The 22,829-nt window shown below is 73.2% G+C and carries 16 protein-coding genes and 4 pseudogenes; 12 read left to right on the forward strand and 8 right to left on the reverse strand.

The genetic code is table 11. The features are described from left to right. Window positions 1-36 precede the first annotated feature (36 nt). The gene (locus AC0AIB_RS08615; RefSeq protein ID WP_465096366.1) at window positions 37-1,791 is read right to left on the reverse strand and encodes a hypothetical protein; all 1,755 of its coding nucleotides are present in this window, start codon (window positions 1,789-1,791) and stop codon (window positions 37-39) included. 361 nt (window positions 1,792-2,152) lie between these two features. Between AC0AIB_RS08615 and pseB the strand changes: the two genes are divergently transcribed. The 7 genes from pseB (at window position 2,153) to AC0AIB_RS08650 (ending at window position 9,621) form a co-directional block, all read left to right on the forward strand. Then, a complete protein-coding gene (gene pseB / locus AC0AIB_RS08620; RefSeq protein WP_328338350.1) occupies window positions 2,153-3,136 on the forward strand; it encodes a UDP-N-acetylglucosamine 4,6-dehydratase (inverting) in 984 nt (327 codons plus the stop codon). After that, window positions 3,133-4,290, forward strand: a complete 1,158-nt coding sequence (locus AC0AIB_RS08625; RefSeq protein ID WP_328338352.1) for a DegT/DnrJ/EryC1/StrS family aminotransferase — start codon at window positions 3,133-3,135, stop codon at window positions 4,288-4,290. The genes pseB and AC0AIB_RS08625 overlap by 4 nt, the downstream gene beginning before the upstream one ends. A gap of 12 nt (window positions 4,291-4,302) precedes the next feature. Then, a complete protein-coding gene (locus AC0AIB_RS08630) occupies window positions 4,303-5,139 on the forward strand; it encodes a hypothetical protein (RefSeq protein WP_328338354.1) in 837 nt (278 codons plus the stop codon). Further along, window positions 5,136-6,944 (forward strand): class I SAM-dependent methyltransferase, encoded by a 1,809-nt coding sequence (locus AC0AIB_RS08635; protein WP_442930454.1) that lies wholly within the window; start codon window positions 5,136-5,138, stop codon window positions 6,942-6,944. The genes AC0AIB_RS08630 and AC0AIB_RS08635 overlap by 4 nt, the downstream gene beginning before the upstream one ends. Before the next feature lie 110 nt (window positions 6,945-7,054). Beyond that, on the forward strand, window positions 7,055-7,798 hold the full coding sequence (locus tag AC0AIB_RS08640) for a glycosyltransferase family protein (protein ID WP_328348857.1): 744 nt from the start codon (window positions 7,055-7,057) through the stop codon (window positions 7,796-7,798). Then, the gene (locus AC0AIB_RS08645; RefSeq protein WP_328348858.1) at window positions 7,795-8,976 is read left to right on the forward strand and encodes a PseG/SpsG family protein; all 1,182 of its coding nucleotides are present in this window, start codon (window positions 7,795-7,797) and stop codon (window positions 8,974-8,976) included. The genes AC0AIB_RS08640 and AC0AIB_RS08645 overlap by 4 nt, the downstream gene beginning before the upstream one ends. 12 nt (window positions 8,977-8,988) lie before the next feature. Next, complete coding sequence (locus tag AC0AIB_RS08650; RefSeq protein WP_328338356.1) at window positions 8,989-9,621, forward strand: alpha-ketoglutarate-dependent dioxygenase AlkB; 633 nt, start codon at window positions 8,989-8,991, stop codon at window positions 9,619-9,621. Between the two features lie 26 nt (window positions 9,622-9,647). Here the strand turns inward: AC0AIB_RS08650 and AC0AIB_RS08655 are convergent, their stop codons facing one another. The 4 genes and pseudogenes from AC0AIB_RS08655 to AC0AIB_RS08670 all read right to left on the reverse strand — a co-directional run. Next, the gene (locus tag AC0AIB_RS08655) at window positions 9,648-12,137 is read right to left on the reverse strand and encodes a DNA gyrase/topoisomerase IV subunit A (RefSeq protein ID WP_465096367.1); all 2,490 of its coding nucleotides are present in this window, start codon (window positions 12,135-12,137) and stop codon (window positions 9,648-9,650) included. A gap of 41 nt (window positions 12,138-12,178) precedes the next feature. Then, window positions 12,179-12,817: pseudogene (locus tag AC0AIB_RS08660) on the reverse strand (toprim domain-containing protein); the annotation flags it as partial. A 6-nt stretch (window positions 12,818-12,823) separates the two neighbouring features. Next, window positions 12,824-14,293 (reverse strand): annotated as a pseudogene (locus AC0AIB_RS08665) (ATP-binding protein); the annotation flags it as partial. Next, a pseudogene (locus tag AC0AIB_RS08670) lies at window positions 14,270-15,785 on the reverse strand (ATP-binding protein); the annotation flags it as partial. The pseudogenes AC0AIB_RS08670 and AC0AIB_RS08665, both read right to left, overlap by 24 nt. Window positions 15,786-16,000: 215 nt before the next feature. Here AC0AIB_RS08670 and AC0AIB_RS08675 point away from each other — a divergent pair. Beyond that, window positions 16,001-17,257: an SGNH/GDSL hydrolase family protein gene (locus tag AC0AIB_RS08675; RefSeq protein ID WP_328348859.1), complete on the forward strand. Its 1,257-nt coding sequence runs from the start codon at window positions 16,001-16,003 to the stop codon at window positions 17,255-17,257. A gap of 53 nt (window positions 17,258-17,310) precedes the next feature. On the opposite strand, the gene AC0AIB_RS08680 is transcribed toward AC0AIB_RS08675, so the two are convergent. Continuing rightward, window positions 17,311-17,763, reverse strand: a complete 453-nt coding sequence (locus tag AC0AIB_RS08680) for an RrF2 family transcriptional regulator (protein ID WP_328338360.1) — start codon at window positions 17,761-17,763, stop codon at window positions 17,311-17,313. 144 nt (window positions 17,764-17,907) lie between these two features. Here AC0AIB_RS08680 and AC0AIB_RS08685 point away from each other — a divergent pair. From AC0AIB_RS08685 to AC0AIB_RS08695, 3 genes and pseudogenes are all read left to right on the forward strand, one after another. Further along, window positions 17,908-18,289: pseudogene (locus AC0AIB_RS08685) on the forward strand (globin domain-containing protein); the annotation flags it as partial. A gap of 176 nt (window positions 18,290-18,465) precedes the next feature. Then, the gene (locus AC0AIB_RS08690) at window positions 18,466-19,329 is read left to right on the forward strand and encodes an alpha/beta hydrolase family protein (RefSeq protein ID WP_328338362.1); all 864 of its coding nucleotides are present in this window, start codon (window positions 18,466-18,468) and stop codon (window positions 19,327-19,329) included. 149 nt (window positions 19,330-19,478) lie between these two features. Continuing rightward, a complete protein-coding gene (locus AC0AIB_RS08695) occupies window positions 19,479-20,102 on the forward strand; it encodes a hypothetical protein (RefSeq protein ID WP_465096368.1) in 624 nt (207 codons plus the stop codon). A 141-nt stretch (window positions 20,103-20,243) separates the two neighbouring features. On the opposite strand, the gene AC0AIB_RS08700 is transcribed toward AC0AIB_RS08695, so the two are convergent. Beyond that, a complete protein-coding gene (locus AC0AIB_RS08700; RefSeq protein ID WP_465096369.1) occupies window positions 20,244-21,140 on the reverse strand; it encodes a DUF72 domain-containing protein in 897 nt (298 codons plus the stop codon). Window positions 21,141-21,263: 123 nt separating this feature from the next. Here AC0AIB_RS08700 and AC0AIB_RS08705 point away from each other — a divergent pair, with 123 nt between their 5' ends. Next, a complete protein-coding gene (locus AC0AIB_RS08705; protein WP_328338368.1) occupies window positions 21,264-21,770 on the forward strand; it encodes a DinB family protein in 507 nt (168 codons plus the stop codon). Window positions 21,771-21,779: 9 nt separating this feature from the next. Here the strand turns inward: AC0AIB_RS08705 and AC0AIB_RS08710 are convergent, their stop codons facing one another. Further along, window positions 21,780-22,826: a polyprenyl synthetase family protein gene (locus tag AC0AIB_RS08710; RefSeq protein ID WP_328338370.1), complete on the reverse strand. Its 1,047-nt coding sequence runs from the start codon at window positions 22,824-22,826 to the stop codon at window positions 21,780-21,782. Window positions 22,827-22,829: the final 3 nt, after the last annotated feature.

The following is a 22,829-nucleotide window of genomic DNA, read 5'->3' on the forward strand; positions in this document are numbered from 1 at the left end:
TCGGCAGCCGGATCAGCGGCCGACCGGCAACCCGGATCAGCGGCGACGCCAGGCGGCCCAGCGCTGCTCCGGGTTGCCGCCCAACCGGACGAACCCGTGCCGGGTGCCGTCCCAGTCGTCCGGCTCGCCGGGTGCCCACCGGGCGAAGACCACGTCGGCGTCGGCCGGCGGGTTGTCGACGAACCACCGCACGTCGGCCCAGGTGACCTGGTGGCTGAGGTTGAACCGCAGGATCCACTGGACGCCGAGCGACGCCCAGACCCGGTCGCCGGGGCGTACCCCGACGTCGGCCACCCGTGGGGTGGGTGCGGTCGCGGCGACCATCGGCCGGACCAGCCGGTCGGTGATCACCTGCATGGTGCCGAGGTTCACCACCACCAGCGCGGCGAGCACCGGCGCCCGCCACCGGGGCAGCCGCACTACGGCGACCAGCAGCAGGCAGCCGGCCACCCCGACGGCCGCCCCGGTGAACGGGCGGAACTCCCGCCAGCCGCCGGTCAGCGCCATCAGGTCCGGTGCGCCGAACCCGCCGTAGCGCAACTCGTGCCCCCGGCTCGCCACCCAGGCCAGCCGGATGGCGATCAGTGTCGCGCCGGCCAGCAGCACCCCCACCGCGACCGCCACCCGCCGCCACCGTTGCCGGGGCGTCGCGGTCACCAGCATCCCCACCCCGACCAGCAGCCAGAACGGGGCGAGCATCTGCACGTACCGGCCGTAGATCGCGTCCAGCGGTTTGCTGGTGATGCCGGCCAGGATCACCGACGCGCCGGCGGCCACCCCGACGCTTGTCACAAGCGCCACCCCGAACGTCCACCGGGTCGCCCCGGCGGGGCCCTGACTCCCGGCGGGGGCCGTCGCGCCTGCGGCGGAAGCGGGGGCGGGGCGGAGCAGGATGCCTACGGCACCGGCCCAGGCGACGCCGGCCAGCCCGAAGGTGACGACGACCAGGTACCAGAGTTGGGTGGCGACCGCCGCGCCGACCCGCAGCAGCCCCGGCCCGGAGGCGACGGCCCGCACGGTGCCGCCGCCGGGCGGATCGCCCAGCAGGTAGACCCGGTCGCCGAGCAGCCGGATGACCGCCTCGTTGAGCAGCGCCAGCGCCAGCACCGGCAGCACCGCGGCGAGCACCTGCGCCGGGCTGGTCCGCCGCCGCAGGAACAGCAGCAGCACCAGCCCGACGTGCACCCCCACGATCACCAGGCCCCGGGAGTGCAGCAGGTGGAACGCCCCGACCAGCGTGCCGACCACGGCGGCGACCAGCGGGCCGGGTCGGCGTACCCAGTGGTGCACGGCCAGCAGCCAGGCCAGCACCAGCGGTGCCAGCACCGCGTCGATCATCGCCACCCCGGCGTAGAAGACGGTCGCCGGCAGGGTGGCCGCGACGGCGGCGGCGGCCAGGGCGACCGCGCGGCGCACCGGCACCAGCCGACGCACCAGCAGGTACGCCAGCGGCAGCACCGCCGCGTTCACCGCCGCGTTGATCAGCTGCACCAGCCGGTAGCTGTCGGTGAAGTCCCGCTCGCCGAGGAACGCCGGGGAGATCAGCAGCGGGTAGCCGATCCGGCGCAGCGGCCCGTTCTCGCTGCTGAACCCGCCCGGCCCACCGGCCAGCGCGCGGGCGGTGTGCAGGTAGCTGTCCTCGTCGGTGTGCGCGATGGGCAGCGGCACATGCCGGGACAACCACATCCGCCAGCCGACCCCCAGCAGCCAGCCCACCACCAGCAACACCGGCACCAGCCGACGGCCTCGGCCGGCCGGCTGCCCGGACGGGTCGGCGATGGGGTGTCTCACCTCGGTGCCGGCCACCATGTGTCGCCTCCTGCTTCGTGGGGTGCGCCGGTCGCCGTCAGCCCGACCGGGGCTCGCGGGGGTGCACCGTCGCCATCGGCGCGACCGGGCCGTCGCCGGACAGAACCGGTCCGACGGGGTCCTCACCGGCCGCGCCGGGCCACTGTAGTCAGCACCGTCCCCGCTGGTCAGCCGGATCTGGCGGGGGTCGGAAGTGTTCGCCCGCCGGAGGTCCGGCATTCACGGGAGCAGCGTGGGCGGTTAACCCGGGAGCGTCGGGGTGTTAACCCGACCTGGTTAGCGTCCGTCCGGTCGCCTGGCCCCGAGCCGGTGGCGCAACAACCACGAGCTGGGGAGCACCAAATTGAGTGAGTTGAATGGGTCCTCCATTCTGATCACCGGCGGGACGGGGTCCTTCGGGAAGACGTTCCTCCGGCACGTCCTCAAGGTGGCCGACCCGGCCCGGGTGGTGGTGTTCTCCCGCGACGAACTCAAGCAGTACGAGCTGCGCCAGCAGCTCGGCGACGACCCCCGGCTGCGCTGGTTCATCGGCGACGTGCGGGACCGGCACCGGCTCACCCGGGCCATGCACGGGGTGGACCACGTGGTGCACGCCGCCGCCCTCAAGCAGGTGGACACCGCCGAGTACAACCCCTCGGAGTTCATCGCCACCAACATCACCGGCTCGCAGCACGTGGTCGACGCGGCCATCGAGGCCGGCGTCAGGAAGGTCATCGCGCTCTCCACCGACAAGGCGTCCAGCCCGATCAACCTGTACGGCGCGACCAAGCTCGTCGGTGACAAGCTCTTCGTCTCGGCCAACCACTACGCCGCCCAGCACCCCACCCGCTTCGCCGTGGTCCGCTACGGCAACGTGGTGGGCAGCCGGGGCTCGGTGGTGCCGCTGTTCCGGCGGCTCGCCGACGAGGGCAAGAGCCTGCCGATCACCGACAAGCGGATGACCCGGTTCTGGATCACCCTGGACCAGGCGGTGCAGTTCGTGCTGGACAGCTTCGACCAGATGCAGGGCGGCGAGCTGTTCGTGCCACGCATCCCCAGCATGCGCATCCTCGACCTGGTCGAGGCGGTCGCCCCGGAGGCCACCACGCACGAGATCGGCATCCGGCCGGGCGAGAAGCTGCACGAGGAGATGATCGCCCCGGACGACAGCCGCCGTACGCTGCGCGCGAAGGACAGGTTCATCGTCCAGCCGACGATCGCCACCTGGGGTTACCGGCCGCCTGTCGACTGCGAGCCGGTCCCGGACGGCTTCGCCTACCAGTCCGACGGCAACGACGAGTGGTTGACCGTCCCACAGCTGCGCGACATGCTCGGCATCGCGGCGTGACGGCGATGCTCCCGTACGGGCGGCAGTCGGTCACCGACGACGACGTCGCCGCCGTGGTCGCCACCCTGCGCAGCGACTGGCTCACCACCGGCCCGCAGGTCGACGCCTTCGAGGCGGACCTCGCGGGCTGGACCGGCGGGGCCGGCTGCGCGGCCGTCGCCAACGGCACGGCGGCGCTGCACGTGGCGTACGCGGCGGCCGGGGTGGGACCGGGCGACGAGGTGGTGGTGCCGCCGATGACGTTCGTGGCGACCGCCAGCAGCGCGGTCGCCCTCGGCGCGCGGATCGTCTTCGCCGACGTCGAGGAGGAGACGTTCACCCTGGACCCGGCAGCCGCCGCCGCCGCGACCACCGCCCGGACGAAGGTCGTCGCCGCCGTCGACTACGCCGGCCACCCGGCCGACTACGACGCCCTGCGCACCGCCCTGGCCGGCTCGGACGCGTTGCTGCTGGCCGACGCGGCGCACTCGATCGGGGCCACCTACCGCGGCCGACCGGTCGGGTCGCTTGCCGACCTGACCACCTTCTCGTTCTTCCCCACCAAGAACCTCACCACCGCCGAGGGCGGCGCGGTCGCCACCACCGACCCGGAGTTGCTGAAGCGGGCCCGCCGGTTCCGCAACATCGGGCTGGTCCGGGAGCGCGCCGAGCTGCGCGAGCCGGACGAGGGCGGCTGGCACCAGGAGGTGCACGAGTTCGGGTTGAACTACCGGCTGCCGGACGTGCTCTGCGCGCTGGGTCGCAGTCAGCTGCGCCGGCTCGGTGACTTCCTGGCCGCCCGCGCCCGGCTGGTGGCCCGCTACGACGAGGCGCTGGCCGACCTGCCCGGGGTGCTGACCCCGACCCGCCGGTCGTGGGCCGCCCCCGCCTGGCACCTCTACCCGGTCCGGGTCCTCGACGGCCGCCGCCGCGAGGTGTACGACCGGATGCGGGCCGCCGGCATCGGCGTACAGGTCAACTACCTGCCGGTGCACTGGCACCCGGCGTTCGCCGATCTCGGCTACCGGCGCGGGTCCTGCCCGGTGGCCGAGTCGTTCTACGGTCAGCAGCTCTCGCTGCCGCTGTATCCGAGCCTGACCGACGCCGACCAGGACCGGGTGATCGACGCGCTCGGCGCGGCGCTGCGCGGCGTCACGGCGCACACCGCCGCCTGACCGGGGGAACCGATGCACCACGCGAACCACTTCTACGGGCACGCCCACGTGCTGGCCCGCTACTGCGGCCTGGGCGACGGCCACCCGCCCCGGATCAACGGGTACGTCCAGCACGGCTGGAACATCGGCGACGGCCTCGCCCCCGGCCATCCGTACGCCGAACGCACCCCCAGCCTGCTGTGGTCGGAGCAGACCCGACGGCGGGCCTGGTCGGTGGGGCGACGCAACGTGGTGGTCACCGGTGCGCCCTTCGCGTACCTGCTGGACCTGCGCGCCGACGACCCGCCGCCGGCCGCCCGGGAGGGCACCATCTGGTACCCCTTCCACGGGTGGGAGGGCCAGCACGTCAAGGGCGACCACAAGGAGCTGATCGCCCGGATCCGGGACACCGAACCCGGCCCGGTCACCGTCTGCCTCTACTGGCACGAGTACGGCATGCGCCGGGTCCGCCGGCTCTACGAGAACGCCGGCTTCCGGGTGATCTGCCACGGCTACCGGGGGCACTGGTGGCGGGACACCGACCCGCTCTTCCTGGACAAGCAGCTCACCGAGCTGCGCCGGCACGCCCGGGTGGCGTCCAACCGGCTGACCAGCGCCATCTTCTACGGCATCGCCGCCGGCTGCGAACCGGCCGTCTACGGCGACCCGATGATCCTGGCCAAGGAGGACCCCACCTTCGGCGGCACCGCCCGGATCCGCAGGCAGTGGCCGGAGCTGCACGGCGAGTCGGTGGACCTGCCGACCGCCGTCGGGATCGCCCGCGCCGAGCTGGGCACCGACCACCGCTGTACGCCGGCCGAGCTGCGTGAACTGCTCGGCTGGGCGCATCCCGCAGGAGGAACGAGTTGACCACTGGAACCGCCGCCCCCGTCGTCCTGCCCGGCGGGGAGATGCTGGCCTGGTCCGACCTGCCGGAGCAACGGCTGGCCGACGGTGGGCCGCTGGGCGCGCTGGCCGCCCGGGTCGTACCGGCGGGGGCGCGGGTGCTGCTGGCCGGGCCGCACGACCCGGCGCTGCTGGACCGGCTCGCCCACGCCGAGGTGACCTGCCTGCTGCGCAGCCACCCCGACGCGGTGGCGCTCACCGACCGGGCCGCCCGGGTGGTCGTCGGCGGACCCGCCGGGCTCGACCCGGCCGACACCTTCGACGTGGTGGTGGCCGGGGCCGGGCTGGACGCCGTCGAGTCGGTGGAGGGCACCAGGCTGGGCTGGACGGGGGTGCTGGGCCGGCTGGCCGCCGCCCTGCGCCCCGGCGGCACGCTGCTGCTGCGGCTGGACAACCCGCTGGGGGTGTCCCGGCTGGTCGCCACCTCCCCCTGGTACGCCGACCGGGCCGACGCGGCGTGGAGCATCGGCGGGGTGCTCGACGCCGGCCGCCCGGCCAACCGGGAGCAACTGCGTGACCGGCTCGTCGAGGCGGGGCTGACGGTGACCGCCGACTACGCCGCGTACCCCGATCCGGGTGCCGCGACGGCGCTGGTCGCCACCGACGCGCTGGCGCACCGGCCCACGTCGGGGCTGCTCGACGCGGTGCTGCACGGCGCGTGTGCCGGTGGTTTCGCCGGTGGCCCGGTGCTCCAGGACCCGGCCCGGCTGGCGGTCGACGCGCTGCACGCCGGGCTCGGCGCGACGCTGGCCCCCGGCTGGCTGGTGACGGCCCACCGCCCCGCCGGCCACGACGAACCCGTCGCCGCGCCACTGCCGGTGGTGCTGGTGCAGACCGGGCCGCCCGGGGTCGGCGTGGTCGAGGTGACCGACGGGCCGGGCGGCTGGCAGTGGGCGGTCACCGGCGGCGGTGCCACCCGGGGTCGGGCGGCACCCTTCGCCAGCCGGGAGGCGGCCCACCGGGACCCGGCCGCGCTCACCGGACCGGTACCTGCGGGCCGGCTGCTGCGCACCCTGCTGCTCGACGGCTGCCTGCGCCGCGACCTGGACGCCCTACGCCGGCTGCTGCGCGGCTACGCGGGTTGGCTCGCCGGCCAGGCCGACCCGGAGGGGCGGCTCGCCGGCGCGACGGCGCTGGCCGACCCGGACAACGTGGTCGTCGACGGGGACGCCTTCGCGGTGCTCGACCCGAGCTGGCAGGCCACCGGACCGCTGCCCGTCGAGGTGACGCTGGCCCGGGGGCTGTGGCGGTTCGCGGTCGCCCTGCTCACCGGCGGATACGCACACCCGTGGCCGTCCACCCTGGACGTGGCCGGGCTGACAGTGGTCCTCGGCGGCGTCGCCGGGCACGACCTGGACCGGGCCACCGTCGACGCGGCCGTCGAGACCGAGGCGGCGGTCGCCGCCGCCCTGCGCGGCCTGGACGCCGACGGGCAGGGGGCGCTCGCCACCGAACTCCGCGCGGTCGACCCCACCGACCCGCCCGCCGGTCCGCGCAGCTACCAGCAGATGCGCGAGGCCTGGGTACGCCAGCGCGAGGAGCTGACCCGGCTCGCCGCCCTGCTGAAGTGGACCGAGGAGCTGCTCACCTCGCGGGAACGGGCGCTGCGCCGGTCCGACGCCACGATCAACCTGCTCAGCGGCTCGCTCAGTTACCGGGTGGGCCGGCTCGCCATCACCCCCGCCCGGCTGGCCAAGCGGGGCGCCCGGGCGGCCAAACGGCGGGCCCGCGAGGCGCTCGGCCCGAAGCCGCAGGAGGAGCAGCAGTGACCGGACCGGACACTGAGCCGACGGGTCGGCCCGGCAGCGCCGACACCCCGGCGACGGGCCGACCCGGGAAGGCCGACACCCCCGGGCGCGGCGCGGTCGCACCGGCCGGGTTGCCCGGCTCCGGCACCCGCATCGTCGGGATCGTGCAGGCCCGGATGGGCTCGTCCCGGCTGCCCGGCAAGGTGCTGCGCCCACTGGCCGGGCGCAGCGTCCTCGGCCGGGTGGTCCGGGCCGCCCTCGACAGCGGGGTCCTCGCCGACCTGGTGGTCGCCACCAGCGTCGACCCGGTCGACGACGCGGTGGTCGCCGAGTGCGCACGGCTCGACGTGCCCGTGCACCGGGGGCCGGTGGACGACGTGCTGAGCCGGTTCGTCGGCGCGCTCGACGCCCACCCCGGCGACGCCGTCATGCGGTTCACCGCGGACTGCCCGCTGCTCGACCCGGAGATCGTCGCGCTGGTGGCGGGGGTCTACCGGGCGGTCCCCGGGCTCGACTACGCCAGCACCTCGATCGCCCGTACCCTGCCCCGGGGGCTGGACGTGGAGATAATCCGGGCGGATACGCTGCGTACCCTCGACCGGCTCGCCACCGACCACCACCGGGTGCACGTCACCTCGTACGCGTACACCCGTCCGGAGCTGTTCCGGGTGCTCGGGGTGACCCTCACCCCGGACAGGTCGGCGCTGCGGCTCACCCTCGACACCGAGCAGGACTGGACGCTTGTCAGTGCGGTCGTCGACCACTTCGGCGACGTCAGCGTGCCGCTTGCCAAACTCGCCGATTGGTTGGACGGGCGACCCACCCTGCGTACCCTCAACTCCTCGGTACGCCAGAAGCGGCTGGAGGAGTCCTGAACCCACCACGGATCGGGTTACGCTGCGACGCCGGCCCGCGCACCGGCGTCGGTCACCTGGTCCGCTGCCTGGCCCTCGGCGAGGAGTTCCTGACCCGGGGCGCCCGGGTCGAACTGTTCGGCACGGTGCACCGGGTCGGCTGGGCCGCCGCCCAACTGGCCACGCGCGACATCCCGGTCCACCCCGGTCCGGACACCCCCGCCGGGCTGGTGGAGACGGCCCACCGGCACGCCCTGGACGCGCTGGTGCTCGACTCGTACGAGCTGGATCCGGCCGGGGCCGGGGCGCTGCGGGCGGCCGGCGTGGTCACCCTGGCCATCGTCGACGGCGACACCCGGGGCCAGGACGCCGACCTCTACCTCGACCAGAACTTCGGCGCGGACACCGACGCCACCGGTCAGGCGGATGGCCGTCCCGCCGTCCCGGCCCGCAGCGCGCCCACCGCCGACGCACCCGGCGACGGGCGGGGCTCGGCCGGCGCTGGCGACAGGCGGGTCCTGGCCGGCGCTGGCGACAGGCGGATGCTGGCCGGGGTCCGGTACGCGCTGCTGCGTGGCTCGGTGACCGCCGCCCGGCCGGCCGTCCCACCGCCGGCCACCCCCACCGCCCGCCCCCGGGTGCTCGCCTTCTTCGGCGGCACCGACGCGGTCGGCGCGGCCCCGGTGCTGGCCCGGGTGCTGCTCGGCACCGGCCATCCGATGACGTTGACGGTGGTGGTCGGGCGGCCGGAGATCGAGGCGGAGCTGACCCGGGTCACCCCCGGGCGGGGGCAGTCGCTGCACCTCGTCGCGCCGACCGACACCCTGCCCACGTTGATCGGCGCAGCCGACCTGGTGGTCAGCGCCGCCGGCACCTCCACCTGGGAACTCTGCTGTCTCGGTGCACCCGCCGCACTTGTCTGCGTGGTGGACAACCAGCGTGACTCGTACCGCCGGGTGGTGGCGCACGGGCTCGCCGCCGGCCTCGGCGAGCTGCCGGAACTGGTCGCGCCGGGGCTGGCCGGACGGACCGCGCGGGCCGAGGCGGCCCGGACGCTGCGCGCGCTGTTGGCGTCCCCGCAGCGACGGGCGGCGCTCGCGGCCCGCGCCTGGGCCACCGTCGACGGGCACGGCCGGGCCCGGGTCGCGGACGCCGTCCTCACCCTGATCGCAAGTCGTACGGGTGTACTAAAGCCCTGATAGGGTGCGGGCATGCCGCAGGCCGCCTACCAGCCGTCGATGCTCGACCTCGCCGACACCGGCCCGACGCTGACCCCGCTGACCGGGCTGCGCCGGCGGGTGCTCACCCGGGGCGCCTGGGTCGACCACCTGCCCGGCTGGGTGCGCGGCTCCGACGCGGTGCTCGACGCCCTGCGCACCGAAGTGCCCTGGCGGGCCGAACGCCGCACCATGTACGACACCGAGGTCGACGTCCCGCGCCTGCTCTGCTGGTACGGCGCCGGTCGCCCGCTGCCGCACCCGCTGCTCACCACGGCGCGCACCGCGCTCACCGAGCACTACGCGGCCGAGCTGGGCGAACCGTTCGTCACCGCCGGCATGTGCCTCTACCGCGACGGGAGGGACAGCGTCGCCTGGCACGGCGACACCCTCGGCCGCTCGGCGCACACCGACACGATGGTGGCGATCGTGTCCTTCGGGTCACCCCGCCCGCTGCTGCTGCGCCCCCGCGGCGGCGGTGAGACGCTGCGCTTCCCGCTGGGCCACGGCGACCTGGTGGTGATGGGTGGCTCCTGCCAACGCACCTGGGAACACGCCGTCCCCAAGACCAGCCGCCCGGTCGGCCCCCGGGTCAGCGTCCAGTTCCGCCCCGTCGACGTCGCCTGACGCCGCCGGGGCGGACGGGCCACCCGTCAGTCGCGTTCGATGAGGTGCCCGACGACGGTGGGGCCGAGCATGACGGCGAAGCCGGAACCGTCCCGGCGCGGATCGGCAGGCGGCAGCTCCACCGGGTCACCGGTCGCGGTCGCCCCGACCGGGCGCGGCCCGACCCACGCCACCACCAGGCCCTCCTCACCCTTGAGGAACCGCTGCGCCCGCACCCCGCCGGTCGCCCTCCCCTTCGCCGGGTACGACCCGAACGGCGTCACCTTGACCGTGGCCCCGGTCGAGGTCACCACCATCGGCTCACCGTGTACGGCGTCGTCGGTGCGGATCGCCCCGAAGAACACCACCCGGGCACCCGCCGGCAGGTTGACCCCGGCCATCCCACCGCCCTTGGGCCCCTGCGGGCGGATCACCGCGGCGGCGAACCGCAGCAGAGCCGCCTCACTGGTCACGAAGGCCAGCGTCTCGGTGTCGTCGGCCAGCCAGGTGGCCCCCACCACCTCGTCGCCCGTCCGCAACGAGATCACCTCGAACTCGTCCGAGCGGACCGGCCACTCCGGGGCGCAGACCTTGACCACCCCCTGCCTGGTGCCCAGCGCCAACCCCGGGGAGCCCTGCGCGGTCGGGCCGAGCGGGGCGAGGCCGATCACCGTCTCCCCCGCCTCCAGCGGGACCAGCTCGGAGGCGGCCATGCCACCGCGCAACGACACCGTGCCGGCCTGCTCGGGCAGCACCGGCAGCGGCAGCACGTCGACCTTGAAGGCCCGGCCGGCGCTGGTGACCAGGAGCACCCGGCCCCGGGCGGTGCTGTGCGCGACCGCGCGTACCGTGTCGTGTTTGACCCGGCCGTTGCGGCGACGCCCCTCCGACGCCTCCTCCGACTCGGCCGCGGTCCGGGCGACCAGCCCGGTCGCCGAGAGGATCACCTGGCACGGGTCGTCGGCCACCTCCAGCGGGCCGGCCGGTGCGGACGCGGCGAGCACCTCCTTGAGGTCCCCGTCGACCAGGGTGGTGCGACGCGGCGCGGCGAACTGCTTCACCACCGCGGCCAACTCGTCGGAGACGACCTTCCGCAGCACCTTCGGGTCGTCCAGGATCGTGGACAGCGCGGCGATCTCCCCGCGCAGCTTCTCCTGCTCGGCCTCCAGCTCGATCCGGTCGTACTTCGTCAACCGGCGCAGCGGGGTGTCCAGGATGTACGTCGCCTGGATCTCGGAGAGCCGGAACTTCTGCATCAGGCCGTCCTTGGCGGCCTGGGCGTCCTCGCTGGCCCGGATCAGCTTGACCACCCGGTCGATGTCGAGCAGGGCGATCAGCAGGCCGTCGACCAGGTGCAGCCGCTCCTCCCGCTTGCGCCGACGGTACGCGCTGCGCCGGGTCACCACCTCGTAGCGGTGGGCCAGGAAGACCTCCAGCAGCGTCTTCAGCCCGAGGGTGCGCGGCTGGCCGTCGACGAGCACCAGGTTGTTGATGCCGAAGGACTGCTCCAGCGGGGTGAGCCGGTAGAGGTCGGCCAGCAACGCCTGCGGGTTGACCCCGACCTTGCACTCGACGACCAGCCGGGTGCCGCTCTCCCGGTCGGTGAGGTCCTTGACGTCGGCGATGCCGGTGAGCCGCTTGGTCTTGTTGACCTCGTTGGTGATCGCCGCGATGACCTTCTCCGCGCCGACGCCGTAGGGCAGTTCGACCACGGTGATCGCCTGCCGGCCCCGGCTGCCCTCCAGCGGGCCGATCTCCACCCGGCCGCGCATCCGCACCACGCCACGCCCGGTCTCGTACGCCCGGCGCACCTCGTCCAGGCCCAGCAGCAGGCCGCCGGTGGGCAGGTCGGGGCCGGGAACGTACTCCATCAGCTTGTCGAGGTCGGCGTCCGGGTGGTTGATCAGCCAGCGGGCGGCGGAGACCACCTCACCGAGGTTGTGCGGGATCATGTTGGTCGCCATCCCGACCGCGATCCCGGACGCCCCGTTGACCAGCAGGTTGGGGAAGGCGGCGGGCAGCACGGTCGGCTGGGTCAGCGAGCCGTCGTAGTTGGGCTCGACGTCGACGGTGTCCTCGCCCAACTCCCCGACCAGCAGCATCGCCTCCCGGGAGAGCCGGGCCTCGGTATAACGCGCCGCGGCCGGGCCATCGTCTGGGCTACCAAAATTTCCATGCCCATCGATGAGTGGCGTGTTCAGCGAGAAGTCCTGGGCGAGCCGGACCATCGCGTCGTAGATCGCGGTGTCGCCGTGGGGGTGGTACTTCCCCATCACGTCGCCGACGATCCGGGCCGACTTCACGTGCCCCCGGTCGGGGCGGTGGCCCTGCTCGTGCATCGACCACAGGATGCGGCGGTGCACCGGCTTCAAACCGTCGCGGGCGTCGGGCAGGGCGCGGGAGTGGATGACCGAGAAGGCGTACTCCAGGTAGGAGTCGGAGACCTCGGTGACCAGCGGGTTGTCGAAGACCCGCGCGCCGGCCTGGTCGAAGGCGGACAGGTCCACCTTGGCGCGGTCGTCCTTACGGCGTGCCATCGTTCAGCTCTCTTCCGGGTGTGCGGCGGCCACGGTGCTCGTCATGCGTCGATCGCGTCGCGGTCGACCCGGTCGGAGGAGTCGATCAGCCAGTTGCGGCGCGGTTCGACCTTCTCGCCCATCAGCAGTTCGAGGATGCGCTCGGCGGCGTCGACGTCGTCGAGGGTGATCCGGCGGACCGCCCGGGTGGCCGGGTTCATGGTGGTGTCCCACAGCTCGTCGGCGTCCATCTCACCGAGGCCCTTGAAGCGCGGGATCGGGGTGACGATCTGCCTGCCGGCCTTCTCCAGCTTGCGGACAGTCGCCTCCATCTCGGCCTGGGTGTAGGTGTAGGTGGTCTGCGGGCTGCGCCCCTTCGTGGTGATCTTGTGCAGCGGCGGCATCGCGGCGTAGAGCCGGCCGGCCTCGATCAGCGGTCGCATGTACCTGGCGAAGAGGGTGATCAGCAGGGTCCGGATGTGCGCGCCGTCCACGTCGGCGTCCGCCATGATCAGCACCCGGCCGTAGCGCAGCGAGGACAGGTCGAAGGTACGCCCCGAACCGGCCCCGAGCACCTGAACGATCGCCGCGCACTCGGCGTTGTCCAGCACCTGCTGGAGGTTGGCCTTCTGCACGTTGAGGATCTTGCCGCGAATCGGGAGAAGCGCCTGATATTCCGAGGTACGAGCGACCCGCGCACTGTTGTGGACGAAGACGCCGGCTTCGAGGGCGAAGTTGTGGTAGCCCTCGACCGTCAGGTCGTAGACGTCTGCTGTCTCGTCAAGCGGCTCGACGGACACGACATGGTGATTCACCAGATTGACCGCCTCCCGGAGGCGGGCGTAATCGCCGCCGTAGAGCGCCAGGAGCCGATCGAACCGGAGTCCCGTGCGTGCGGAACTCAGCCGCTCAGCCTCGTACGCCGCCGCCAGTTCCGCATCCGGCAGCACCAGCAGCGGAGTGAGCCGCTTGAGCGCGGCCCGCCGCCTGCCCTCCTGTTGGCGTCCAACCCGCTCTGCCCTGGGCACGTTGGCCACGTAGGCCGCCCGACCGGCTTGCGCCTTGGCAAGGTGACCGGTGCCCGGGTCTGCCAGTCGCTGCTTCATCAACCGTGAGTGTCGGGCCCCGAATTCAGGATTCTCCTCGTGCCAGGTCCGCACCGCGTTGCGCTGGCGTTCCCGCTCGGCGGGATCGCTGAGTTGTTCGACGGTCTTCCGTGAACGCCAGGCACGCAACTCCGGGTTGTCCCACTGCCGCACCGAACGCGCCCGCCGTTCGGAACGACGAGCAGGGTCCGCGAAATAGTTCCGGACGCGCTCCGCAGCGGCCTCGCGGTGCTCGGGCTGTGACCAGTACTGGGCCTGCCGGTCCCGCATCCGGTCGGCATAAGCGGCCTTTTCCTCGTCACCGAGCGCGTCGTACCAGTCCTGAAAGCCCTTGTTCAGCTTGGCCCGGAATGCGGGTGACTCGTTGAGCGCGAACAGCCGGGCGAGGCACGCCTCACGGAATGCGGGATCGCGCCACTGCGCGCTGAGCATGGCCGACTTGAACTCCCGGCCGCCGTTGGCAAACCACTCCCGCCAGCCCGCGTGGACGTGTTCGCCCATCATCGCGGCGTGGAGTGCCGAGTGATCGGCCCAGGTCATCCGTTGGATGTTCCGCGGATCGTTGTTGCGCTTGTCGATGTCGATGTGGTGACGGACGTTGCCGTTGGTGGCGCTGTCGCGACCGTGACGAAGATTCCAGGCGTCCGCGAGGTAGTGGGTGTAGACCCACTCCTCCCGGTCGTTCATCCAGATCCGCTCGTACCCGTGCAGCTTGTGCCCCTCGGCCTTACTGGAGATGCTCCGGTACAGGGGCATCAGTGAGTCACCGGGGGTCAGGGCATCGGCCCGTCGGTAGGAACCGTCGCGCAGCCGGAAAAGGTGATCCGGTGTGCAGCGGACCGACGCGCCGTTGTCGAGGTTCACCCGGACGAGCCCGGCAGCGCTCTTGGTGAGGCGTGGCTCCACCAGCGGAGCGACCACCACGCGCCCCGCCTTGTTGGTGGTGTAGCCGAAATGGGTCACCCCGCGCTGCCAGTCCGCTGCCAGGTCGGCGAAGGATCGGGCCTCGCCGGAGGCGAGCGCGACCATGGTGTCGCCGGTAAAACACCCCAGGGCGCTGTCCCCCTCCACGATGAACAGCTCGCTGCGGTCCACCCCGGTGGCACGGCAGTCGACCAACTTGGCCGGCATCGACGCGCCCTCCAGGGCGGTCTTGCGCCGGGCGGCGTCCTTCTGCTGCTTCTGGGTCAGCCGCACCCGGGCCGCGTCGACGATCTTCTGGAGCACCGTGCGCGCCTCGGCCTTGCTGCGCTTGTCCTCCAGCCACGCCTTGACGTGCTGTTCGACCAGGGTCTGCAGGACCTTGGTGATGCCGGCGGTGGAGAGCTCGTCCTTGGTCTGCGAGGTGAACTGCGGCTCGGGGATGCGGACGTGCAGCACCGCCGTCATCCCCTCCAGGACGTCGTCCAGGGTGGGCGGGTCCTCCTTGGGCTTGAGCAGGCCCCGGGTGTTGCGGACGGCGTCGGCCAGGGCCCGGGTCAGCGCCCGCTCGAAGCCCTTGCGGTGGGTGCCGCCGTGCGCGTTGCGGATGGTGTTGGTGAAGCACTCCACGGTGCGCTCGTAGCCGGTGCCCCAGCGGAAGGCGATCTCGACCTCGGCCCGGCGCTGCACGTTGGACTGCATCACGCCGTTGGCGTCGGCGGCGTTCTCCCGGTACGTCCCCTCGCCGGTGACCAGCAGGGTGCCGGAGACCGGCCGGTCACCGGCCGGGGCCAGGAACTCGACCATGTCGGTGAGCCCGTTGGGGAAGTGGAACCGCTCCTCGACCGGCTCCTCGGCGGTCTCGTCGCGCAGCCGGTAGTCGACCCCGGGGACCAGGAAGGCGGTGTTGCGCAGTTTCATCCGGACGGCGTCGACGTCCAGCCGCGCGCCGGTCTCGAAGTAGCGGGCGTCGTGCCAGTAGCGGATCGAGGTGCCGGTGCGCTGCCCCCGCTTCATCGTCCCGACCACCTGCAGGCCGGGGCCGGGGGTGAAGGGGGCGTCCGGCCCGTCGCCGGCGAAGACACCGGGCACGCCGTGCCGGAACGACATCGTGTGCACCTTGCCGGCACGCCGGACTGTCACGTCGAACCGGCGGGACAGCGCGTTGACCGCGGAGGCGCCCACGCCGTGCAGACCGCCAGAGGTCTTGTAGCCGGAGCCGCCGAACTTGCCGCCGGCGTGCAGCCGGGTGAGCACCAGCTCGACCCCGGAAATGCCGGACTTGGCGTGCACGTCGGTGGGGATGCCCCGGCCGTCGTCGTCGACCTGCACCGAGCCGTCGGCGTGCAGGATCACCTCGACCGTGCCGGCGTGACCGGCGACACCCTCGTCGGTGGAGTTGTCGAGGATCTCGTTGACGAGGTGACCCACGCCACGACTGTCGGTGGAGCCGATGTACATGCCGGGACGCTTGCGGACGGCGTCCAGGCCCTCCAGGTGGGTGAGGTCGTCTGCCCCGTAGAGGGTCTCAGGCTGTGCGGTCAACTGGTCGTACTCCCCGGTCTCGGCGGTGTGGTGCCGCTCACCGCCTCGATCTCCACGCGCGGCGTGCCGCAGCGAGCGTAGCCGTACGCCCCGACAGCGACGTGCAGCCCCACGTCGGACCGCGGTTGCGCGTCCTGCGGGGGCAACGCCGCCGGGAGCCGGGGCCTTCCCCGGTCGGGGCCACGCCACGCCGGAGAACACCATTTCCGTCATTCGACGATCGTGTTAAGAGGCATTGACGCCCATCTCGCCAGGTGATCTGATCCGGCCGTGAAGGATCTTTCACATTTCCATGGACAGATGGGGGACGTCATGTCCAGGTTCCGCCGGACCGCCCTTGCGGCGATCCTCACCGTCGCCACGGCCGCCCTGCCGGTCGCCGTCGGCCCACCCGCACCGGCCGCCGCCGCGCTGCCCACCGCCGCGGTCGCCCTCGGGGACAGCTTCATCAGCGGCGAGGGCGCCGGGGCGTACGCGCCGGTGACCGACCTCAACGGGACGGCCCAGCCCTTCCCGGGCTGGTCGGCGCCGAACAACAACGCCTACTTCTGCCACCGATCACCGAACGCCTCACTGTTCAAGGCGGACCTGCCGGGCATCGCCGCCCGGTTCAACCTCGCCTGCTCCGGTGGCCAGCCCTACGACATCGCCAACGCCTCGGCCAGCCGGGCCAAGGGCCGGCAGGTCGCCGCCCAGCTCGACCAGCTCCGCGCGGTCGGGCAGACCCACGACATCGACCTGGTGCTGGTCGGCCTCGGCTCGAACAACAGCTCCTTCACCTTCGGCAGCGTCGCCGAGAAGTGCGCGAACCGGTTCATCGCCGACGCCTGGACCGGGTGGTGGGAGTTCTGGGCGTACCTGGGCGGGCCGGTGGAGCAGGAGCCCTGCTCGGACGCCGACCTGGCCACCGCCGCCCAGGTCAGCGCGGCCACCGCGGAGACCACGGCGGCGGTCCGGCAGATCCTGACCACGCTCGACCAGATCGACGCCGACGGCCAGCACCGGATCGTCTTCCAGGACTACACCAACCCGTTGCCGCCGGAGCTGGCCTCGACCTACTGGGAGGAGGACAGCCGGGACGACACCCGGGACAAGTTCCGCGACCTGGGTGCCGAGCGGTACGCCGCCGGCTGCCCGATCCACCGGGCCAGCCTCGCCCCCGGCCAGCGCTTCTCGCAGGGCCTGGGCACCCTGGTCAACTCGGTACGCAGCACGCTGTCCGCCGAGTTCCCGGCCGCCGACCTGGTCTACCTCAACGTGCAGCGGGCCTTCGACGGCGCCCGGCTCTGCGAGTCGGCGGGCAGTCCCGGTAACGCGCTGGCCACCCCGATCCGGCTCCAGGACGGCACCTCTGGGGTCTTCGTCACCAGCCTCTCCGGCTACGACAAGCTGGACATCCAGCGGATCGCGAACACCTGCGGGACGTACTTCCAGACCTGCCAGGAGTCCTGGCACCCGAGCGCGGCCGGGCACCAGGTGCTCGGCCGGTGCCTGACCGGGGCGGCGGCTACCGCCGCCCGTACGGTCGCCTGCGTCCGGTCGACGGACGGCACCGTCCGGGTCAGCTGAACCGACGGCCGGTGGGGGTGACCCGGGTGGTCGCCCCCACCGGCCGGACCGTCTCAGGTCGCCGTCGCTCCCGTCGCCGCAGCGGGTGGGGCCAGGGTGAGCAGCACGGCGGCCGTCGGGTCGTCGACCAGGTCGTCCAGCGGCACCTCGTCGAGGACGGCGAGGAAGGCCGCCTGGGCGCGGCGGAGCTGGACCCGCAGGCGGCAGCCGGCGCGCAGCGCACAGCCGGACTCCTCGCAGGAGACCACCTCCCCCTCCCCCTCGAAGGCGCGCACCACCCGCCCGACGGTGATCCGCTCGGCCCCCTCGGCGAAGGCCACCCCGCCGGAGCGGCCCCGGACGGTGACCAGCACCCCGATCCGCTGCAACCGCTGCACCACCTTGGCCACGTGGCTGCGCGGCAGGTCGAGCCGGTCGGCCAACTCGTCGACGGTGGTCCGGGCCGACGCGGGAGCGACGAGCATGGCGATCCGCAGGGCCATGTCCGTCGACCGGTTGAGCTTCACCACCCGACCCTAGCCAGGGCAGTCGGCGGCGGACAGTGGCGGACGGCCGGGACCGCCGCGACCCCGGACGCGGGACTTTCGGCCCTTAAGCGGACTTTGAGATTCCTGTTTAGGTGTCCTCTGTAGCCAACAGGAGGAGGAGCCGTGCTCTCGGAGTCGTCAGCCGCCGTCGTCACCGCCACCCTGCCCGTGGTCCGGGCGCACGCCGACCAGATCACCGGCCGGATCGCGCACAAGCACGCCTCGCTCGGCATCACCGCCGGCCAGTACCCCCTTGTGGGTGTCGGCACCTGATGGCCGCCGTCGGCGAGGTGCTCGGCCCGGCGGTCACCCCGCAGGTCGCCGCCGCCTGAGCGAGGTGTACTGGTTGATGGCCTGCGAACTCGTCGCCCGGGAGTCCCGCCTGTACATCATCGCGGGGGTTGCCGGGGACGGCGCGGTGTGGCGCGACTGGCGAGTCGTCGAGGTGACCCCGGAGGGCACCGACGTCGTCTCGTTCACCCTCGTCCCGGCCGACGGCCGACCGGGTACGCCGGTTCACGTACGCCACGGCGGCGCTGGACCGGATCCGGGTCTGTTACTCCTGGCGACACTGGGCCGAGCAGCTTCCCGCCGTCTACTCCTCGGTGAGCGGTGTCGGTCAGGTCGCCCCGGCAGCCGCCTGACGGTGGACCCGTTATTACCGGCCGGTAGGATAGGGCGGTGAGCGGGGACACGGAGTACACGCAGGAGTTCGTCGACGTCGACCGGGCCCGGCTCGGCATCCAGGTCTACCCGGAACCCGACGGGGCGCCCGACGCTCCGGTGGTGGTGATCTGGCCGGCGATGGGGGTCCGGGCCCGGTACTACCGGCCGTTCGCCACCGCGCTACGCGACGCCGGCCTGGCGGTGATCGTCGCCGACCTGCGCGGCACCGGCGAGAGCACTCCCCCGCCGTCACGTGCCTGCCGGTACGGCTACCGGGAACTGGCCGCCGACGTCGGCGCGGTCCTCGACGCGCTGAAGCCCCGGCTGGACGGCCGCCCGACGCTGCTGCTGGGGCACTCCCTCGGCGGGCAGGCGGCCCTGCTGCACCTGGCCCTGCACGGTGTCGACCGGGTCGACGGGCTCGCCCTGCTCGCCGTCGGTGTCCCGTACTGGCGCAGCTATCCGGGCCTACGCGGGTACGGCGTCCTGCCGTACACCCAGGGGATCGCGGCGGTCGCCGGTGCGCTCGGGGTCTGGCCGGGTTGGGGGTTCGGCGGCCGGCAGGCGCGCGGGGTGATCCGGGACTGGGCGCGCACCGCGCGGACCGGCCGCTTCCCCACCCTGGACGGGGTGGACAGCGAGGCGGCGGTGGGCCGGTTGACCGTCCCGGTGCTTGCGGTAAGCGTCGACGACGACCAGTACACCCCGCACCCGACCGTCGACCACCTCTGCGCCAAGCTCACCGCCGCGCCGGTCACCCGTCACCGGTACACGGCGACCGAGGCGGGCGCCCCGCTGGACCACTTCCGGTGGGTCCGGGCCGGGCTGCCGTTGACCCGCCGGGTGGCCGACTTCGCGGCGGGCCTGCCCCGCCGCTGACCTGCACCGGACGGCCGGGGCCACCCCGCCGCTGGTCCCCGCCGGGAGCACGTCGGGCGGCTCTGCCGGTGGGTCGCCCGGAAGTCGGGCGCGTAGCCGCCGCCGGGACGGGTATGCCGCTGCGCCCGAACACGGTGGAGGGGGATCAGATGTCCGAACGACACACCGCACTGCGCTCGATGCACGATCTGGGCCTGGCGGCCTGGTTCGGTGGCTCCCTGATGGGAGCGCTGGGCGTCAACGGAGCGGCGGCACGGATCAGCGACTCGACCCAACGGCTCCCGGTGGCCTCGGCCGGCTGGGCCCGGTGGACCCCGGTCAACGCGGCCGCGATCGGCGCGCACCTGGCCGGCGCGGTGGGCGAACTGGCCACCGAGAGCCCCCGGATGATGGCCCAGTCCGGGGTGGGTCGGATGAGCGCGGTGAAGACGGCGCTGACCGTCGGCGCGCTCGCGGCGACCGGCTACAGCCGGTTGGTCGGCATGAAGTTGCAGAACGCCGGCAACACGCCGGTCTCGGGGACCACCGAGCCCAACTACCAGACGCCCACCGAGGTGGCGCACCGGCAGCGGCAGATGCGGGTCCTCCAGTGGACCATCCCGGCGTTGACCGGGGCCCTGGTGGTGGTCACGGCGTACATGGGCGAGCAGCAGAAGCCCGGCCAGGTGTTCCGGGGGATGCTCGGGCGTGCCGGTGGGTTGATGGGCGCCCCGGCGACGATGGGCCGGCTGGCCGCCACGGGGGCCCGTCGGCGGATGGCGATGGCCGGCTGACCGTCGGGCCGGGACCGGCCGGTGCGGGACCTGCCGTCGCGCCGTCGACGGCGCGCCCCGCACCGGCAGGTCGGCGAGCGGAGCGGGTGCCTCACCGGGTCGGTGACCCGGGGTGCGCCACCGTGGGGCGGTGAACCCGGGTCAGTGGCCGGCCGCCGTCGTCGTGGACACCACCCCGAGCAGTTCCGCCAGCCGGGCGGCGTCCCGCTGGGCCTGCCCCGCGCAGCAGTTGTTGAACAGCACGTGCAGCTCCCCGGACCGGTCGGCCAGGTCTGCCAGCAGGTCGGCCCACCGGCGCAGTTCGTCGTCGGCGTAGGCGTACCGGAACCGGTCCTCCTTGCTGCCGTCCGCCCAGTGCGCGCTGTGACCGTGCATCCGGACCAGCACCGGCTCGGCCGTACCGACCATGATCGGCGGCACCGAGGAGGGGTGGCCCTGCGGCATGTCGACGCAGACCAGACTGAGGTCGCGGTCGCGCAGGAAGGTCACCGTCTCGGCCGCCGCCACCCCGTCGAACCAGGACCCGTGGCGCAGTTCCACCGCGACCCGCCACGGCCGGCACCGGTCGGCCAACTCCTCGATCCGCCGCCGGGCGCCGGCGCTGCGCACCACCCACGGCGGGAACTGCAACAACACCGCGCCGAGCCGGTCGGCCGCCGCGAGCGGCTCCAGCGCCGCCCGGAACCGGCTCCACAGCTCGTCGTACGACGCCTCGGGCAGGTCCCGGCGGCGGATCCGGGACGGCCCGGTGGCCGGTCGCAGGTCCCTCGGCAGCACCTGCACCGGGGTCGGGTGGCCGGTGAAGAGGCTGAACGCCTTGACGTCGAAGGTGAAACCCGGCGGGGTGGCCGCCGCCCATCCGCTTGTGGTCTCCGGCACCGGGACGGCGTAGTACGAGGTGTCCACCTCGACCAGTCCGAACTGCCCGGCGTACCAGCCGAGCCGCTGGGCGGGGGTGCGTGCCGACCGGGGATACCAGCCGGCGCGCAGCAGTGTCTGATCCGCCCAGGACGAGGTACCCACCCTGATCACTCCCATGTGGTCCAGTCCACCGCCCGGCCGCCGGATCGGCAACCGCTGGCGTCGGGTGTGGCCCACCGGATTGTCGGGGGGTGGCCCTAGCGTGGCCTTCGACGACATCGACCACGGAGGCAGGCGGGGATGACCACTTCGGAACGGGTGCTCACCGGCGAACGGGCCGACCTGGCGCAGACCATCGGCCTGCACCGCGGCTTTCTACGACACACCGTGCGCGGGTTGACCGACGCGCAGGCGGCTACCCGCAGCACCGTCAGCGAGCTGTGCCTGGGCGGCCTGGTCAAGCACGTGACCGCGGTGGAGCAGCGGTGGGCGCGGTTCATGGTCGGCGGGGCCGGGGCGATGGAGAGCGTGCCGGTCGACTGGGCCGGTCTGTTCCGGATGTCCGACGACGACACCCTGGCCGGTCTGCTCGACGGCTACGCCGAGACCGCCGCCCACACCGACGAACTGATCGCCACCCTCGACCTGGACGTGAGCCATCCGCTGCCGGAGGCGCCCTGGTTCACGCCGGGCGCGAGCTGGTCGGTGCGACGGACGCTGCTGCACGTGATCGCGGAGACCGCCCAGCACGCCGGGCACGCCGACATCATCCGCGAGTCGATCGACGGCGCGAAGACGATGGGCTGACCCGGCCGGTCAACGGGGGCGGTCGACGACGTAGCGGGTCAGTCCGAGCAGGAACCGGCCGTCCTCGGTGCCGGCCCGGTCGCCGAGCGCTGCCTGTGCCTCGGCCGACGCCGCGTCGGCCAGCTCGCGGGCGCAGCGGCGGGCCACCTCCACGCTGTCGTACGCCATCAGCCGGCGGTGCAGCCAGCGCACCTCGGTGGCGGTGCGGTCGGCGCGTGGGGTGCCCAGGAAGGCGACCGTCCGCTCCCGTTCCCCGGTGGTGCACCGCCCCAGGAAGTCGATGAGGATCAGGGTGCGCTTGCCCTCCCACAGGTCACCGGCGATCTCCTTGCCGTAGGCCGCGTACTCCCCCACCAGGTTCAACACGTCGTCGGTGATCTGGAAGGCCGCGCCGAGATACCAGCCGTAGCGGTCCAGCCGGTCCCGACGCAGCCGACCGTCGCCGGCCGCCAGGATGCCGGTGCGGCAGGGATAGATGCAGGTGTACCAGGAGGTCTTCTTCAGACACATCCGGTAGTAGTCGTCGGGGGTGAGGTCGCAGGCGTTGTCCCGGATCCAACCGATCTCGATCGCCTGGCCCTCCAGCGAGTGGCGCAGCATCAGCCGGCTCTCCTCGACCAGTTGCCAGGCGGCGCCGGAGCCGAGGCCGTCCCGGTTGGCCAGCAGCCGGTCCAGGGCGAGCAGGTTGGTCATGTTGCCGACGTTGAGGGCCACCCCGACGCCGTACTGGGCGGGCAGGGTGGGTGCGCCACGCCGCTGTTCACTGCCGTCCTGGATGTCGTCGTGGATGAGGAAGGCGTTGTGGAACAACTCGACGGTGGTGGCCACGTTGACCGCCGCCTCGTCGACCTCGGTGCCGTCCCCGGCGAGCCGGCAGGCGGCCAGGCAGAGCGCCGCCCGGAGCCCCTTGCCGGCGCGGCGCGGATAGTCGGCGACCAGGTCGTAGAGGTAGCGGGGGCCACCGGTGGGCAGGTGGGCCAGCAGGGTCGCCATGGTGCGGGTCCGGTAGCGGTCCAGCACCTCCTCGACCTGGTCGTCGAGGCCGGGGGAAGTCATCGG

The organism is Micromonospora sp. DSM 43699, from assembly GCF_055517075.1.